Origin of the sequence: Roseateles sp. (assembly GCF_047654805.1) — a bacterium.
Lineage (GTDB): Bacteria > Pseudomonadota > Gammaproteobacteria > Burkholderiales > Burkholderiaceae_C > Pelomonas.
Genome location: NZ_JASGIV010000001.1, coordinates 5,700,313 through 5,717,482, shown reverse-complemented (window position 1 = coordinate 5,717,482; position 17,170 = coordinate 5,700,313). Strand labels below are relative to the sequence as shown.

Annotated in this window: 13 protein-coding genes; 2 read left to right on the top strand and 11 right to left on the bottom strand. The window is 61.9% G+C overall.

Annotated features, from left to right (window positions below):
- Positions 1-101: 101 nt before the first annotated feature.
- The 7 genes from QM732_RS25895 to QM732_RS25865 all read right to left on the bottom strand — a co-directional run bounded on the left by QM732_RS25895 (position 102) and on the right by QM732_RS25865 (position 9,539).
- The gene (locus tag QM732_RS25895; RefSeq protein WP_415658960.1) at positions 102-1,025 is read right to left on the bottom strand and encodes a nucleotidyl transferase AbiEii/AbiGii toxin family protein; all 924 of its coding nucleotides are present in this window, start codon (positions 1,023-1,025) and stop codon (positions 102-104) included.
- Positions 1,022-1,768: a type IV toxin-antitoxin system AbiEi family antitoxin domain-containing protein gene (locus QM732_RS25890; protein ID WP_415658959.1), complete on the bottom strand. Its 747-nt coding sequence runs from the start codon at positions 1,766-1,768 to the stop codon at positions 1,022-1,024. Before QM732_RS25890 ends, QM732_RS25895 begins: the two co-directional genes overlap by 4 nt.
- A 414-nt stretch (positions 1,769-2,182) precedes the next feature.
- A complete protein-coding gene (locus tag QM732_RS25885) occupies positions 2,183-3,361 on the bottom strand; it encodes a tyrosine-type recombinase/integrase (protein ID WP_415658958.1) in 1,179 nt (392 codons plus the stop codon).
- A gap of 361 nt (positions 3,362-3,722) precedes the next feature.
- Entirely contained in the window at positions 3,723-5,024 is a 1,302-nt protein-coding gene (locus QM732_RS25880; protein WP_415658957.1) for a TniQ family protein, read from the bottom strand.
- Positions 5,021-6,196 carry an AAA family ATPase gene (locus QM732_RS25875; protein ID WP_415658956.1) on the bottom strand — a complete coding sequence of 392 codons (1,176 nt, stop codon included), beginning with the start codon at positions 6,194-6,196 and terminating at the stop codon, positions 5,021-5,023. The genes QM732_RS25880 and QM732_RS25875 overlap by 4 nt, the downstream gene beginning before the upstream one ends.
- Positions 6,193-8,967, bottom strand: a complete 2,775-nt coding sequence (locus QM732_RS25870; RefSeq protein ID WP_415658955.1) for a transposase — start codon at positions 8,965-8,967, stop codon at positions 6,193-6,195. Before QM732_RS25870 ends, QM732_RS25875 begins: the two co-directional genes overlap by 4 nt.
- Before the next feature lie 269 nt (positions 8,968-9,236).
- The gene (locus tag QM732_RS25865) at positions 9,237-9,539 is read right to left on the bottom strand and encodes a hypothetical protein (RefSeq protein WP_415658954.1); all 303 of its coding nucleotides are present in this window, start codon (positions 9,537-9,539) and stop codon (positions 9,237-9,239) included.
- Positions 9,540-9,769: 230 nt separating this feature from the next.
- On the opposite strand from QM732_RS25865, the gene QM732_RS25860 reads away from it, so the two are divergent.
- Complete coding sequence (locus QM732_RS25860; RefSeq protein WP_415658953.1) at positions 9,770-10,300, top strand: hypothetical protein; 531 nt, start codon at positions 9,770-9,772, stop codon at positions 10,298-10,300.
- Between the two features lie 302 nt (positions 10,301-10,602).
- Here QM732_RS25860 and QM732_RS25855 read toward each other — a convergent pair whose 3' ends face one another.
- The gene (locus tag QM732_RS25855) at positions 10,603-11,562 is read right to left on the bottom strand and encodes a hypothetical protein (protein ID WP_415658952.1); all 960 of its coding nucleotides are present in this window, start codon (positions 11,560-11,562) and stop codon (positions 10,603-10,605) included.
- Between the two features lie 69 nt (positions 11,563-11,631).
- Here QM732_RS25855 and QM732_RS25850 point away from each other — a divergent pair, with 69 nt between their 5' ends.
- A complete protein-coding gene (locus tag QM732_RS25850; RefSeq protein WP_415658951.1) occupies positions 11,632-12,969 on the top strand; it encodes an SAM-dependent methyltransferase in 1,338 nt (445 codons plus the stop codon).
- On the opposite strand, the gene QM732_RS25845 is transcribed toward QM732_RS25850, so the two are convergent.
- The 3 genes from QM732_RS25845 to QM732_RS25835 are packed head-to-tail and all read right to left on the bottom strand — an operon-like array spanning position 12,959 to position 16,835.
- Positions 12,959-14,098 (bottom strand): hypothetical protein, encoded by a 1,140-nt coding sequence (locus QM732_RS25845; RefSeq protein WP_415658950.1) that lies wholly within the window; start codon positions 14,096-14,098, stop codon positions 12,959-12,961. The two genes, QM732_RS25850 and QM732_RS25845, sit on opposite strands and share 11 nt — an antisense overlap.
- Positions 14,095-14,766, bottom strand: a complete 672-nt coding sequence (locus tag QM732_RS25840; protein ID WP_415658949.1) for a hypothetical protein — start codon at positions 14,764-14,766, stop codon at positions 14,095-14,097. The genes QM732_RS25845 and QM732_RS25840 overlap by 4 nt, the downstream gene beginning before the upstream one ends.
- Positions 14,763-16,835 (bottom strand): AAA family ATPase, encoded by a 2,073-nt coding sequence (locus QM732_RS25835; protein ID WP_415658948.1) that lies wholly within the window; start codon positions 16,833-16,835, stop codon positions 14,763-14,765. Before QM732_RS25835 ends, QM732_RS25840 begins: the two co-directional genes overlap by 4 nt.
- Between the last annotated feature and the right edge of the window lie 335 nt (positions 16,836-17,170).

Sequence of the window (17,170 nt, the reverse complement as noted above, 5' to 3'; positions counted from 1 at the left end):
GCCCCGATCAGGGCGCGCATGGTGCAGGCAAAGGCGCGTCCAATCCGAGGTCGAGCCATCGCATGCAATGCGAAGCACGATGAGAGTCGATCAACTGCAGATCATCCCCGCGCAGTCGCGAGGCGACTGCTCAGTTCGTCGTACTGGAGCTGGAACTTGGGCGCGTTCCTCTTCAGCCGGTTGAGGTTCGACAACTTCCACTGAAGGGCCGGCAACTGCCTGAGATGGGCGTACGGCAACAACGACCAATCCGGCTCCGCGCGCACCATGGAGAGTAGGAAGTCGCAATGCCGGGGCAGCAGCTGGCGGGGAAGCTCTTCCAGCATGCGACGTCGCGTCGACAGCAAGTCATCCAACCCGACGGCGTCCATCGTCATGCCCTCGAATTCCGCCTTGAACACGTCCGCCAGCGGCTTCTCGTTCGGAAACAGCACCTCATGCGTCGGCCGGTTATGGCCCGCGAGGTAGACCACGAAACAGTCCAGCAGCGGCTCTTCCCAGCCATGGCTGTCGAGCATCAGTTGCACATCGAACAGGTCTCGCGGATGCTGGCGATCCAGTGCCGCCACCAGCTTGCTGCCGTAGAGCTCGGCATCGGCAAGGACCGGGACCCGGATGTCGGCGGCAAACATTTGCTGGGCGGCAGGTGTCAGCGAGCGGCGCGTCGGAGCCATCACCGTGCCACGGAAAACGAAGTTGACCTCGACCTTGACCTCCGCGTCGGCACTCCGGACGAACAGCTTTGCCTCGGTGCCATCCTTGTTCTTGCGGAGTTCGACGTCGTACCCCAGTGCCCTGATGCGCCCTTGCGCAGCGGCAAGTTCGGCGCTGATCGACAGTAACGCGTCCTCGCGCGGCAGATCGTAGGGAACGAAGACCACGTCAATGTCCACGGACAAGCGCGGCATGTCCTGGATGAAGAGATTGAGCGCCGTGCCGCCCTTCATCGCGAACACAGGCGTCTCAAAGACCGCCGGTGCGATGTCCAGCAACAGCTGGACTGTTCGAACGTAGGCCTCGTTCATGTGGGCCGCTTCAGGTTGAGCCGCTCGCCGGACTTGGTGGTGGACACCCAGCGACGGCCACCGCCCAGGCGCTCGCTGTGTTTGCGCGCAAGGCCAGCCCAGGACAGGCCCAGATCCTCGGCCAGCGCGTGAGCCAGCCTTGCGACCTTGATCCGCTTGAGATGGGCGAGGAGCTCCTCCAGCACGGGCTGGCGCAGCGCTCGTGCACTCTCCACCAGGTGGCGAGCTTCCTCAAGTTCCTGCCCCTTGCCCACATCGCTCAGCAGCTCGAGCAATGCCCGTTCCGGGGTGGAGACGAGCACGTCAGGCCGCCCCCCAGGCAACGCGGCCAAGCCGGCACTGGCGGGGAGTCCTGGATCAAAGAGATGGGTCGCCTGATAGTCCGCCGGGAAGACCGATGTGAACCAGGTCGGCAGCGATGCCGACTTGTCGCCCCAGAGGATCAGCCGATCTTTGACGGCGAGGTTGTGCCGCACGCCTCGCCACGCAAGCGCAGTTTTCCCGCCAACATGCAGGCCAGGTATGACCTCCGCCAAGCGGGCCAAGCTGGCATCGCGGCCCAGTTGGTCGCCTGGAAGGATGTAGACCCCATGCCCGAGGCGCTCGAGCCAGCCGTCCTGCGCAAGCCTTGACACCTGCTTAGCAGTCAGTCCGCGCGCCTGTAGCCATGTGGTGGGCATAGGCGAACCTCGCGGCACCTCCGGCAGGAGCTCGCGGAATAGAACGGATGGCGAAGTTCCCATTGAAAGGAAATTTTATAGATTTTTCTATCCCTTGGCGGGGCTCTTTCGATCGGTGCCGGGATCCTGGAGATCAGGCAGGCGCCGGGCTGTCGCATAGAAATTTCTTTGAAATATCCTCCAGGCAGGGTGTTCGCAACATTTTCTATTCCCCGCGCCACGTGATCCAGCTGCCAGCCGTTCATTGCGCCTCTACTGCAGTGAAAACCGGATCAAGACCAGCAATCGCAGCAGTCGCTCGTAAGCCCTTGATTTCGCGCGTGAGAAGACACGGAGGCCGGCCTGACCGTCGCAAAGATCAAAACCGGATCAAGAAATCGGACACCGGCGCGGGATAGCAACAGAACTTCAAGCCCTGTGCGAGGCGTAGCCGCCCTTTGGGTGCTCGGGATCCGCAGCGCGGAGAAGTTGCGCAGCCTAAAGAACGAGCTTGGCCAGCGCCTCTGCCGCATGGTCCTCGCGCAGATGCCCATAGTGCTTCTCGATCATCTCGACGCTCGTCCCGCTGAGCAGGGCGACGGTCAGCAGGTCGAGTCCATCGATGACCAGGTCCGTGATCGTTGAATGCCGCAACGTGTAGAGGACGGTCCCTGGAGGGAGGCCCGCTGCAGCAGCCGCTTCCTTCATCGGCTTCTTCCAGGCGTCCTTGTTCCAGGCCTTCCCGCTGGCCTGCGCAAAGAGAGGCGCGACCGGCAGCTTGTCGGTCGCCAGCTTCGCGAGAACTTCCGAAGTGAACTTGGGGAGCTTGATGCGCCGGTCCTGCCCGGCCTTGTCCTTGCCAATGCTCAAGACACCATGCCTCTTGTCGAACTGCCCGACGGTCAGTGCAGCCAGTGCGCCAGGCCGCAAGGGAAGATGGGCCATGCCCTTGACGAACTCAACGAAGTCCGGGTTTACGCAGGAGATCAGTTTTCGGCGTTGCTCGCGGTCGAGGTACACGGTGCGACGGCCGTCGGCGCCCTTCGTCGGGCGCAGCGCAACGCGCCAGGCCATGTCCGTCGTCACGTCGCCCACATCATGGGCGTAGTTGAGCGCTGCACGAAGCGCCGCACAGTCACGATTGACCGATGACGCGGCTCGCGGGCGAGTCCGAGGCTCCTCGGCATGCGGATCGATGACCACCGGCGTCGCAGCCAACCCAGCGCGCCAGGCATCGACCTGGCGCCGACTGAGCTTGGCAATCACGACGCGGCCGATGGGTGCGTCATTGACCCATCGGGAGAACCGCGCCTGCAGATCGTCCGCGGTGTCATCGCCTTTGGTCGTCCGCACATGCTTGACGTAGTTCTCGCACGCGACCCGAACCGTCACGGACACGACTGCACCACCTCGCCCCAGGTGCGCGAACCATTGCTCAGCCTCCTTCTTCGCGGCGTCGTAACGCTGCGCCGGCGGCAGAGCCGAAAAGTCGCCCAAGCTGGTCTTGGCCCGGTGACCGGTCTCTGGGTCCCTGTACCTCGCGTACCAGGAACCGATGGATGCCGCCGTCAGCTTGCGGTAGCCGAGCATGCAGCCCCCAGCGAGCCGCACCCAATAGGGTTCGGAGCGCGGCTTGGCCTTTGCCCGCGAGTCGACCGTGTCGATCTTTGCACCCATGTTTTCCTCCACGTTCGAGGAGCTTCCATTGTGGGCCAAAGTGGGCCAAAAGTGGGCCAAACGTCTATGGATTTCCTGGGACGTCCGAGGACCGTTTCATAGGAGAAATGGCAAATTTTGGATACCGCTGTCCTCCCACGAACCTGCCCTCCGAAGGCAGGGGTTGTTGGTTCGATCCCAACCGGGCGCGCCAATTCAAGGCCTTGCAAGTTGCTGACTTGCATGAGACTTGACCCAAAGGTTGGCCAAATCGGCACGTTTAAGTAGAAACTTCGAACGGCCTACTTTTAGTAGAACGTCGCCCAGACGGACAAAAACGGCCTCCAAAGAAGGCCGTTTTGCTTTTTGCGGCGGCGAGGGGTCAGGTGTCCGCGCGGGCCATCTTGTACGCGACCCTGAAGTACGGCGAGCCAGACGATGTGCCAAGGTGCTCACACACCGTGCGTGCACCAACCCTCAGACCGTTGGCCGAAAGCTGACCGGCGGCCTCGCGAATTCTCGTGACCAACTCCGACAAGCGGGCCTGTCGAGCTTGAGCGCGTGCCGCCTTCGCTCGCTCCAAAAGGATCTGGCGAGCCTCGCTGCTGATCTTGAGCCCAAGGTACGACTGGTCCACACCCAGGCGCTTGCTCAGTTGCTGGAGCGAAACACTCTCTCCGCTGGTAATGACTTCGCCAGTCTCGCGCCGAACTTCAGCCCAGATATGCCGTCGGCTGACCTTGAGGCGAGCCAGATGTTTCAGGCCATAAGGAGGTATCGGCCCATCTGCCAGCATGTCCTCAGCTGTGAACATGCTGGCCAGCGGAACCCGTGCAGCGCCTGCAAGACGAGCCAGAATCTGCAAACTCGGGCGCCGCGTCTTCTTCAGCAATCCGACCAGAGTGCTCTGGGGAACACTGGCGGCGGCGGCCAGGTCAGACATGTTGCGGACCCGCATCCTGACCAGCGCCTGTTCCACCAATCCGCGCAGGTCGCCGGCCACCACCGTACTACTTGGTGTGCTTGCCCAAGCGACAAAGGCTCCCAGAACCTTGCCCAAGAAGAGATCCACGTCCGTGTTGCCACGCCGCGCAAGTTGAGCGAAGGACTGCGCCACCTCGGAGCGCCCATCCGCTAAATCCTTGCCGCACCAGGGGCAATGATCCAGATCACGATGCCACGAACGTGACGGCTTGCACCGCTTCCCGCAGCACGGGCACTGCGTCTCAAGCACCTCGCCATGAATCATGCATCGCTCGAACCCTGCCAACGTCCACAGCAGTTGGAGGTGCGGCTCCTCACCCCTGGTCCGTGCGTCATGGAAGCACTTGCCGCACCAAGCACGATGCTGTCGCAACGCATGAGCCGTTGAGAGATGTCCGGCAAATCGTCCAAGCCCCAGAGTTCGGACTTCATCGCACCCAGTGAGCGTCGCCAGACGATCAGCGAACGCTGCGGCGGCTCCCGTGGGCGCGTCCAGCCGCGGTGGCCCCTGCCGGTCGAGGTACAGCGCCGGGCCATACCCGTTGACCAACTGCTGCAGCGTACATCGCACCACGCCGTGTCGCCGGGCCAGGCGGCAGATGTAGCTTTCTAGCGATTCAACAAACGGCGTCCCCAGCCCAATGGGCTTCTGGCTCAACAGTACGCTGCGCGCGGGTGCATCAGCTCGACTCGGGTTCATGCGTGCACCTCCGCTGCCAGGCCGCATGCGGCACCCGCTGACGAGGCGGCAGCCACCGGCACCGGGTCCCGCGTCGACGCCCGAACACCCACCCGACGCCCCTTGCCAGCGCCCAGTTGATGCTGTGCCCGTCGCTCTTGCGTCGCTGAGCGACCCAACACGATGCGCTCGTAGTCGACGTCGCCGGCATCGTCCTGCGCGTTCTCCTCCGCGCAGAGGATGTCGGCCATGATGGTCTGCATGGCCTTGAGCGACAACCTGGTCTGCCGCAAGTGGTCCAGCGTGAGCGCGGGCACGCGATCGTCCATCTGCTCGCGCAATGCGCTGCCATACGCACGGGCAAGCCAATCCTTGAGGATGCCGACGCAACCAGCGCTGCCGGAATAGAGCAAAGGCAGCGACTCATGCACAGAGGGGTAGCCGGGCAGCTCCATCGCCTTCAGAAGCGCGTTCGCGACGCTGGCGAACGTTTTCATGTGGCGTTGATCGGCCGGTTGATATCGCCCGAAATTGACGGTACTGCTGCGCCTAGCAAGTTGCCCCGAGGTCCCCAATGCCGGCTCCATCTGGTGCGGGCCGGCAAGTAGCAGCTTGACGCCCGTGCTGTCGGCGATCGACTTGAGCACGTCGAATTGGTCTCCAGGCTTGCCCGCACGACCGAAGATGAGGTGCTGGGCCTCATCGATCACCCACACGCGAGTACGTCGAAGCCGGAATTCTGCCTCCAGCCTCATCCGCAAGGCGGCTGCGGTCCGCGACTCCCCGGCCCGCTTGAACGGCGTCGGATCGCTGTCGTACCTGGCATAGCTGCCACGGTTAGAACGCCCGGCAACAAAGACATCCCCGAGTTCTGCCAGCGCCGTGGTGTAGAGAACCCGCCAGTCGAACAGGCGGTAGCCCGCTGCCATGGCTGGCGTGTGGATGATGGGGACAAAGTCCTTGTCTCGCTCCATCTCCATCCGATGCTCGTCAACGAAGGTGTTGAACACTCGCCGCTGGAGCGCCGACTTGCCTACGCCGGTCGGCCCGACCAGGTTAACGATGCTCGTGTTGGGCGAGAGCTCCAGCAGGAACAGCACGGTCTGCAAAGCCTGTTCCTGGAGTTCGTGCTTGACGGTCACGCGCTCGAACAGTTCTACCGCGTCTTGGATCTGAGCCTTGGTGCGGGTCACAGCGTCACCTCCAGGTTTTCGAGTTCACCGTCGATGGCCGCGATGGTCTGCCGGCCAGCGGGACGGGCATCCGGAGGCTGCGAGTCAGACGCTTGCCGACCGGGAGGTGCTTCATCAGCATCCACCACGTCATACATGTCGGCCTCGGGCTGGCGCAGCCGACGCTCCTCGGCCGCGCGCTTGCGCTCCAGCAACAGCACCTCGGTCTCCAGGATCTCCTTCAGAAATGCGATCAGCACGGGCTGAGTCAGGCGCTGGCGCTCCACCATGCTGCGACGCTTGCGCCACTCGATGGTCGCCAAGTCGATGTCGCGCTCGGTGAAACCGCGAAGCAGCGCGTCATGCCGCGTGCGCAGGCGCAGCCAAGCGCCGTCCACGAAAGCCCAGGCGACGGATTTGTCGAAGGGGTCGTAGCGGACCTCGACGGACTCCCCCAGGTGTCGCTGGAGCGCAGGATGGCCGTAGTAGAGGTAATGAATCTTGACGCCGTCAGGCTGGACCTTGGCGGTCCGCTTGGGCGGCGCCGCCGATGTCGTGATGTGGAACAACTCGTTGAAGGCGACGAGCCGCTGAGGGCTGGTGCCATGTCGTTCCATGCCGCGTTCGAACGCGAACCTCGGTGTCACGAGAAGTTCCCGATGCTCGAGCGTGTCATAGATCTCGTAGAAGTAGCGAACCAAGGCGTCATGCAGCATCGGCAACGTCCACACCGCCGAACGGTTGGGATCAACTTCGGCGGTCAGTTCCCTGACGTTGCGCCTCAACTGGGTGTTACCGCTCAGGAAATGGACCAGGTTGGTGTTGCAGGTGCCGAACATTCGCTCGCCCTGGCTGCCAAACCGCGCCTTCGCGATCGGCCTGCGGAGCACTGTCACCCGGTAGAGGGCCGCCGTCACGTCGAACCACGTCGAGTGGAACTCCTTGCCACCATCGACCACGATCACCTCCGGCAGGCGGCCATGGCGTTGCACACACCGGCGCATCACCATCAGCACGGAGCGGTACGACGGGGGATCGAAGGTCAGATGAAATGCCAGCACCCGTCGGCTGAAGTGGTCAATCATCACGGTCAGCCAACAACGCCCAAGCGGTTCGCTGGTCTCCCCGGAAACCGTCTCCACGTCGAGCAGCGTATGGTCAACATGGACAACCTCAAACGGCCGCTCGGGCGCCATCTTGTCCAGGCCGTCGCCTTCCAGCGCACGAGGCTCGAGGGAATATGCCCCTTTGCGGCCGCCGCGTGCCAGCGCCGTCCGGTAGGCAGGGAGCTTGCTGAGAAAGCGGCAGAACCAGGAGTAGGACGGGACCGGCAAGCGCGCAGCCTTGCAATCGTCCGCAATGAGCCCGTAGACCGACAGCGCGTGCTTGTTCTCCGATTTCAGGTAGTGCGCATCGACGTTGCGCTGCACGATCTCGAGAACCGCCTTCTGAAGGCGGGGCTTCCGATTGCCCGATCGCGCGAACCCGGGAATCAGCCCAACGAAGCCGACACCATGGGCGACTTGGGCCTGACGGTACTGAGCCACATAGCGACGCACTGTGCGGCAAGTCGGTGCTTTTGCGCCGGGCACCAGATAGCGCTCAATGCGTTTGTGACGGTCGTTCGCGGACCGCAAGGCCGCTTCCGGTGCTTTCGCGATGCGCTCAAACACAGCGGCGTCGCTGGACTGCGCCGCTTGTGTGGATAGCGGCTTGACCACGCCGGTACGGACGAGGTCATCGAACACGGCACGCGGTATGGCTTCATGCCTATCGGCACGCGAGAGCGACACCATGGTGTGTCCGGCTTGGAGGCATCGCCAGATGTGGCCATCCCATTCGATCGACATGCCGCTGCCAACCTCAACTATCGGCACGGCCACCCGCCCCGCGACTGGGGTCCGGGATCGGTCGCTCAGCTCGAAGGCCCGCAGCGTGCGCTGATCACGGTAGAGGAAGCACCGATGGGGTTCGGCAAGCGGCGCAGAGGCGGGGTCGAATGCAACGTCGCCTTGAGCAATCGCAGCATACAAGTGCTCAACGCATACCTCCTCTGCAAGGACATCGAGCACCTGATCGACCTGCGCACGCGCCTCCGCCGACAAGTAGCGCTGCAGGGCAACGAGCGCGACGTCGTAGCCAGCCAACGTCGAGTTGTGCGACGACAGGTAGTCGCCCAGCATGCGCAGATTTCGCAAGCTGATGGGTGAAAACGCTTCCTCGGTCCACACCTCATGCTGCAAGCCCAGAGGGCGCGCGGCTTCTTGAAGCGCTGGGCAGAACCATCGGCCGCCCCGCTGCATGTAGAAGTCCGGATCCCGTGCATTGCGCACCGCGATCTGCGCCATTGGCTTGCACTCGATCAGAACAACCACGTCGTCGCGAACCACGAGGAAGTCTGGGCGTTGCAGGTAGCTGCGCGTACGGTTGCCCCGCTTGTAGCGAACGGTCAGCGGCGGCGCTTGGTCGAAGAAGGCGATGACCGCCTCGTCGTGCTCCAGCACGCGGACCGCCGGCAATTCCAAGGTTCGGCTCTCAAAGCTGATCGACACCCCCATCTTCGTGGAGGGGTATCCGCCGGACATGCTTTTGACCGTGCTTCTGACGCGCCGAGACGGTGCCTCGGCGGCTTGACGCAGGTACTCCCGCCCTTCGGCAGGGAGGCTTTGCACGGTTGGCATGGCTCGCACCTCAGCGATGAGGCCGGGTCGATACCCAGCGTCAAGGTCCTGCCATGGGGTGATGTCGGTGCGCTGAATTGCGCCCGCGGATCCACTGTTCAAAGATTGCATGCTTCGTCCTTTCTTCAACAACACCCCCGAGGGGCAAATTGCGAGACAGGGAACCAACGCTGTCGGTCGTGCGGCGTTGCATGAGAGCTACGCATCAGCACGACAGGCGGCGACTGGATAGAACAGGACGAAGAAAGCCTCCCAACGCAAGCATCGACCCTTGCGCAGTGATGTCGGTGGGAGGTAGAGTCAGCTCGTCCCCGACGGACATGCAGACTCAATAGGCCCAGAAGCGGTTGCACCCGCTTCTGGGCCTACTGCTTTCTAGATCACGGTTTTCCCTTCTCGCTCTCCAATCCCAGGACGTCACCGTCCCGGGAAATCTTCATGAGGTAGCGCGCCACGTCGGGCGCCAAGGCGAACACGCCGCGCCGGTTCGGCGGGCGCGCCAATCTCAAGGCCAGGTGCCCACGCTGCACATAGCGATCAAAGGCCTCCACGGACGGAAACCCCAACACCTTGGTCAGCGCATCGCGGCCGAGCAGCGGCCCGTATTGCTGCATCAGGTGTGCAGCAACGTCGCGCTCGGCGTCACGTGCGCGCTCATCGTGCTGGTCGTCGCGGGTTGTCACTTCTTGAACTCTGAGTCCGTCTGGTCGGGGCCAGTGTCCTAAGGCCTGCGCCCTGCGGCAAGGCCGCCGCATGGGGTTACGTTGCGCATCATGAGTAACCCGCTCCACGAAACTTTTCGCGCACCTCCGACCATCGCAGATAAATCCGTAAAAACTTTACGAAAATGAAGATGTCGCGTCTTTGCGACTGAAGGCGACAGCCGCTGTTTCCGGCCCGCAGCCATACAACCTTGAAGTTGATTCACGACAGCCTGCGCCTTGCCAACCTGCTGGAGCAGGCATTGAGCGAGGTGCGCAAGAAGACCCGTGTCAATCAGCTTCAGCTGAGGATGCTGCTCGCGCTCGGCGATGGGTCACCGCCGGAAGGCGCTGGGCGGATTCGCAGGGCTGCGAGCTGCGAGGCGCTAGCCCGCGAACTCTGTGTCGATCGGTCGGCGGTCGGCATGCAGATGCGTGGCCTGATCGAATCAGGGTTTGCGGAGAAGGCCGATCTTTCCGAGTTCGCCGAGCTCACCGGCACCAAGCTGGACGGAAGACAGCGGTACTACCAGCTGACGCCGGCGGGAAAGAAGGCGTACGACAAGGTCCAGAAGCAGATCGACTGGATTGAACGGGCGGTCGAGGGCAAGCTCACCGTCAAAGGCGCCGAGGCCTATGGCAGAACGACTCGAGTCCTATGCGAGCTGGTCGTAGTGGGGGCTGTCGACGAGATGCTGTGGATGGGTGAGCAGGCGAAGCGTGAAAGACGGCTTCGGCAATAGTCTGCGTCAAGCGAGGAATGGGTCCATCTCGATGTACGAAACTTGGCCTGGCGACGGCCGTTCTGCCCAGTCATCGCCACACCTCGCTTTCATAAGGTAGCTGCAGCCGCCGCTGCCATGCCTGAGCCTTCACCGTGCTCGGCATTCGATGGTGATCACCGGCCTGTTGAAGTCGCTTGTATTGCCCGCCGGGAAGGAGGCAGCGATATGACTACGCTCACAGCAGGCCACTGGATCATGTGCTCGTCGCGCCGGATTGGATGTTGACGCCCACTGGAATGCGCAAATTTCCGAGCTCTCGTTCAATGACCCGTCGCCGACCGTGAATTCTTCATGCGTCGCAGCACACTCGCTGTGAGCTGCTGCGATGTCGGCGCCTCGTTAGATCGCATGGGAAACGTCCATCTGCTGGTCGCGGTTTGCCGTTCAACTGCATGGAGCAAACCGCTCACGCCATCCGTGGCCAACGCCTGAAAGCTCGCTCGGATCAGGCGGGTACCGAGGTGAACCGCGGCTTCTTCCCCGAGATTCCAGCTCCTCAACAGGCGCCAAACGCCTGTCGGCGATATCGGCAGATTTGACTGGAGATGGCCGATCAGCGGAGATTTGTTCGACAGGCGTCCATGGTGATCAATGCGCAATTTGTCGTACCGGCTTAGGTGCGAAGCCCAGTGCGACGGAAATACCAGCTCATGCTCCAGCAGGTCAGACGTCACCCGTGCGGCGCCATCGGCATCGATGCTCACGTCGCTGCGTAGCAGTGCAGAAATCATCCTCGGGCGAAATCCGCCCCAGAACGCCAGGCCAATCACGCATCGAGATCGGCTGGTTTCCTCATCGTCGTCGGCTCCGCTATCTAGCAGTAGCGACGTCAGCTCTGGCGGAATCTCGAGCGGAGCATCGGGCACCCTGGGAGGGCATCGGTAGCTTCCCAGGCACGGCACCCAATCGATCCAGCGGTTGGTCCAGCAGTGACGGAAGAACGCCCGCGTGATTCTTGCAGCCTGCATCGCGCTCGAAGTCTTGAGAGTTTCTCGGATCTTGGAGTCGATTCCCCTCCGACTGCCGACAACGGCGGCTAGATAGCCGTGCCAATGAGCTTCCGAGATGTCCGCGACGTCTTTAAGGCCGGCCTTCGACAAGTACTCCGTCATCCGCCTGACCTCGCCCGCGTAGGAGTTCTGCGTGGCTGGCGAGAGATGCGCGCAGGCATCCATCCAGCGTAGGGTGGCTGTCTCGAGTGACGGTCGTAGTGTGCTCATTTGTCTTAAATTATGTACATAATTTTTCATCTCAGTTAGAGTTGACATGACTGCACAATCAAGCCGGCCATGCGAAACCCACCCGAGCGCTACCTTCAGACACTGCGCGAGCATTTCGCACAGGCTCCGCAGTGGTTCGACGCAAAGGCCGGAGCCAGTGAAGCGGCCAAAGCTGCATCTGGCGCAGCGCTGACCACGTACCAGGACGGGCAGGACACGGCCTTTCAGCGATGGTTCCACTTCAAGGAAGCGTTCTCACCCGAGTTCGTAACCGCCGCTGTTTCGTCGCTGGGCTATCGCCCCCAGCACGTGATAGATCCGTTTGGAGGGTCCGGAACGAGTGCGATCACATCGCAGCTTCTTTCGATCGATGCCACGACGGTGGAGGTAAACCCATTCCTGGCAGACGTCATCAAAGCGAAGGTTAGCCCGTTGACCGCGGACATGCTGCGGTCAGCTGCCGCTGACTTCCTGGCACGTCTTCAGGGAACGCCTGCCGACTTGGGGCGATTGGCCCATCTTCCATCGACGTTTGTAGAGGCAGAAGGAAAGGATCGCTGGATCTTCCCGAGCGATGTGGCAGGGCGGCTTTCACAGTACCTTGCATGCATCGATGCCATTGAAGACATCGACGTGCAACGCTTCTTCCGAGTCGTGTTGGGGGCGATCCTCGTGGACTGCAGCAATGTCTACGTGAATGGCAAGGGTCGACGGTATCGCGGTGCCTGGAAGCTGAACCAGCCGACCACTGAGAAACTCGACGAGCACTTCGGTCGACAGTTCAATACGTCGTTCGAAGACGTCCTGCGCTTCGAACGACGGCCTCGCTCTCGGGTGGCTGTGATCCATGGCGATTCGCGCACTGCCCTTCGGCAGGTTGAAACGCCGGCCGACCTGATAGTGTTTTCGCCGCCTTACCCCAACTCATTCGACTACACCGACATCTACAACGTCGAACTTTGGGTGCTGGGCTACATCGGTTGCGCGGCAGACAACACCAAGCTGCGAAATGAGACCTTGCGCTCGCACGTGCAGATTCGACGAGGCTACGACGCGCCGGTCGGTGAATCGACGACGCTGACGCGTACGCTTTCTGCGCTGCAGGACTGTCGCGCCGCGTTGTGGGACAGCTCCATCCCTGAGATGGTGGGCGCTTATTTCCGTGATCTGGAACTTGTGCTGGAGCAGTCGAAGCGACTGCTGGTCAGCACTGGGCGCGTGATGATGGTGGTGGGCGATTCGCGATACGCCAACGTGCGTATCGAGGTGGCGACCGTCCTCGCCGAACTGGCGCGAAGCATGGGCTTCGGCCAGGTCACGATCAAGGAAGTTCGGCAGATGAGATCCAGCGCCCAGCAGGGCGGGGAATACCAGCTCGCCGAGAGCATCGTCGAACTCAGGGCTTAGGCCCCTTCTTCTGGGGCTTGCTCGTTCTTGCGGCCGGCGCGGCTGCAGGCGGGGGCGCGAGAGGGTAACGCTCCTTGCGGTGCTCGTCGTTCGAGGCCGTGATCCAGTAACGACGACCCATGACCCCATACTGATTGGCGGCGTCCTGCACTGTCTTGTCGATCTCAGCCATTGGGCCTGCGCAGAAGTCGTAGACGCATAGGAACGCGCCGTCGAATTTCTCTTGATCGCGATAGGCCGCAGTCTGCTGCACGCCGGATGCCGCCCAAGCCAGGTTCTCCTTCAGGCTGATCTTGCCCGGCGTCTTCGTGCCAGGCTTAGGCGTATTGCAATCGCGCGTCGCTTTCAGCTCGAGCACCGCGCTGGCGTCGATCGGGCGATTCGGCGTCACGACCAGATCAGCGCGCCCGTTGCCGATCTTGAGCTCTTGCCTGACCTTGGCTCTGTCCGCATAGGCACCCAGCAGGTATAGCCAGAGATCGTGCTGCACCGTTGCCTCCGGCGGAGTTCTGGTTACCCGCTTGGTTGCGTCTTCCCACCAGGTCTGTGTCTGGCGGGCGACCTGCTCGTAGAACTCGGTCAACTTCTCATCCAGCGTTTGCAGGCTCATGATCAGCAGGCCATCGTCGAGGGGGCGTCGGTAGGGCTGCTGGCTTGCGTCGAGGCCATGCATCCAGATCCATAACTCGGTGCTGCTCATCAACGCGATGGTGAGATGGCCACCCAGTTGCGCACCTTCGATCATCGTCTCGACGTCCGCAGTGTCGGTCACCTGCTGCGGGCTTGTATATGCTCCAACATTTAGTGCCCCGATGCCGAACGTACCAGCCAGCGGCTCAGATGCGCGAGCGCCGAGCATCGCGCGGCGATTCCAGCCAAGGCGCCTGCCTTCAGCGGCCCAGTCGGGGACGTAGACGAGCACGACGGGATGCTGGAGTTCCTCGCCCTTGGCCCGCAGTGTCCGCGCATGCTCGGCCAGCGTACGGGTCCATGCATCGACAAACGATTCTTTGGTGCCGGCGTCCGCGACGGACAGCACGGCGGCGCCGTGACTGACTACCGCTTCCACGGCGCGCTCGCTAGCGCCACCAAGGCCCACGATCGTGGCGTTTGGCTTCTTCGCAGTCATGCCGTGGTCAACGCCTTGTCGAGATAGTCGCAGTACAGGCGAACACCGTCGCGCTGAACATCGGGTCGAAGTTCCTTCAGACGGTCAATCAGCAAGCGGGCCAAGCCCATGTTCTTGTTGTCCCGGCTCCACTCGGAAAAGTCGACGACTTCGCCATCGAGAACGTGCGCGTCGCCGTAGTTGGCGTCAATGGCACCGATGTCGACACGATCAATAAGAAACCGCCCGAAGCAGGCGCAGGCCAGCTCTCTGAGCAGGTTCGACGTGCGCTTGGCCTCAGCTGAGTGGGCGACGAGGGATCTGCTGATCGCTGCGCCCTTGAGGCCCAGCCCATAGTGGGCCGACATGTGCCCCTTCGCACCGAACTCGACCTGGTCGATCCGCAGGACATCGGCGAATGCAAGTCGATCGATGTCGCGCTGGACGTCGGGGAAGAAGGGGTATGCACCGCGCTTCAGCACCCGGCCACGGACGCGGGTCACGCCGTACAGGTCCGCCAGAGTGTTGGCCAAGTACAGGATAACGTGCAACTGCGCAGTGGTCACCGGCGTCAGGCCCATGCGCTCCGACTCGGAGATACACATCACGACCCAAGCCTTCCACATTCCCGCGCTCTCCAGCGGCGGGGAGGTCTCGGGCGATGGTAAGGGGTGGACGTCCTGTGTCATGCCGCTCTGTTGCCTTCCCGGCGCTCAGGGTAGATGGCGAGATCTCGCTCGGCCTCATAGGCCTCGCGGAAGCGTTCCAGCGCGCGCGTTGGTGCTGCGATCTTGATCAGGTCCAGGACGTGAGCCTCACGATCCTCAGCTGCGATCATGTCGGGCATATCAGTGGGCGCCTCGTCGACGACCTGGCCGTAGAAGCGCTGATCTGGATAGGCGCCGAAGAGTGCAGGGATCATCTCTTCTCGATTCACGTTCGACGATGCGATCAACCGGGTCTCGCTGGCGGAGCCAGTCTTCGTGGCAAAGCGTCGAAGCAGGTCAGCTGCGCGCGGAACAAACACGGAGTCAAGGCTGGCCTCCGGCGTCTCGAGAACAAGCATCGTGGGCGCGTCAGGTGCAGCCAAGGCGAGGATGGCCATCCTAAAGGCCAGATCGATGAACTCCTTCTGGGATTCGGAGACCGACTGCCCAGCTTCCCGCACGGTGGCGCCGTTGCGATGAACGCCCGATGTCAGTGCCGGAATGAAATGCGGGAACGGGTACTGCTCCATGCCCGAACGCTGTCCAAGCTGCCTGAAGCGAGGCGAATACTTGATTTCGCACTGCTCAGCGAGGAAGCCACTGATGTATCCGGCAAAAATTCGCTCGATGTTTGCAGAGACCGCCTCGACTTCTTGGTGGACCACCTCCGCTAACTGGCCGAACTTCTCGGCCGCCTCCGCATACTCGACGTCAAGTTGGTTCAACAGGGCCTCGAAGCCCACCATCTGGCTGGCAAGATGATCGCGACGCTGCATGACGTCAGGCAAGCTCTGACCAAGCGCCTTGAGCTGCTGCTCCAAGCCGGCTACTGCTGCCGTCGCCGACACCAACTCCGCAGCGACCGTCGAGTAGTCCAGATCGGCGGCTTGCAGCGAAGGCGTCATCTTCTCCAGGTCGCGCTCTGCCGCAGCGATTTCTTCTCGCTGCCGCTCGATGTCTTCGCCAGCGTGAGGGTCATGTGCAGGCTGCTGCCCGTTCTCAAGCGGACTGTCGCAGACCGGGCAGATGTTCAGGTAGAGCTTGGCTTCGACCCTTTTGGTGACCGCCTCACCCTTGCTGCCACACACCAGGCAACCGGTACCTGCCTCGAAGTGAGCAAGGAGATAGCGCGCAGGCCCGTCCAGTGACGGGAAGAACGATTCATAGAACGTGTTGAGCTGCGCGGCCAATGTGGCGCGCCGCTCGTGAATTTCCTGACGGCGGTTTTCCATCTGTTCACGCAGACCGTCGCGCGTTCGAATCAGTTCATTCCGTCTGGCGGACAAGTCCTTGAGCTCGTCCTTGCGCTCTTCGAGCGTTTTGACCAGCATCTCGATCTGGCCGCCTTCGATGGTGCTGTTCTGTTTTTCGAGCTTCTTCCGACGGCCGTGAACGACGGCGTGCATGTTGCGGTACGCGCTGTCCTTACTCAACACATCGTTGAAGAGTTCGACATAACGCTCACGCCCGCCGACCTCACCGAACAGGATGCCCAGGATGTCACCCTGCGCAGCCTCGTCCCAGACCAGGCTCCGGCGGTCTTCCAAGTAGAAGATCACGTACCGCAGGATGAACACGAAGTCGTCGAACGACGCCAGCCCGGCACTGGCCGCTACAGCATTGCGGTACGCCGCTTCCAGCCCTGTGGCGCGCTTGTTGGGATCCTGCTGCTGATCGATCCAAAGCTCGGTCACGTCCATGTTGGCCAGCGACCGGGTTACCTCGAAGCGGCTCTGCCCTAGCTTGAACCAAATGGTCACCTTGGCGTTGACAGCATCGTCCGGCACGCGCTTGCGAAACCAGTTCCGTTCTACGGGGACCAGTCGTCTCTTTTTGTCGCCGAGCTCTTCATCGCCTCCGGGAACATCCGAAGCGCCGGTCAAGGCTCTCAGCAGGATGTTGAGAAGGGTCGTCTTGCCAAGGCCGTTGATGCCGACGATGACGTTGACTCCATCCACGAAGTGGTGGTCAAGGCCGGGCTTCTCGGGCGTGCCTACGTAGAGACCGTAGTCGGTGACTCGAACGCGTTCGAGGACAGGAAAGTTGGCCATCGACGCCTCTCAACGAAGTGCCGAAAACGACCTCGGGATTGGGGCGCACCCAAGGGACGTCGAAAGATGGACTCGGAACGGAGGCGCGGCGACGCTTCGCGTAGAAGACATGTGTTCTCCCTGAATTGTTTGAGGCGGCTTCTTGGTTTTGCTTGTCCGTTTGATGGCCACTGTAATGAACTGCCTTGTCTTGTAGTCCTCGTTTTTTCCCCATGGTGGTTCAAACACCGCACAGCGACCTTCATGCTGCCTCGCAGTTGGATCGATTCATTGATGCGCACTGTTCGTTCCTACAAAATGTTTCGCTCGCTCAGCCTTACTGCGTCAGTAAAATA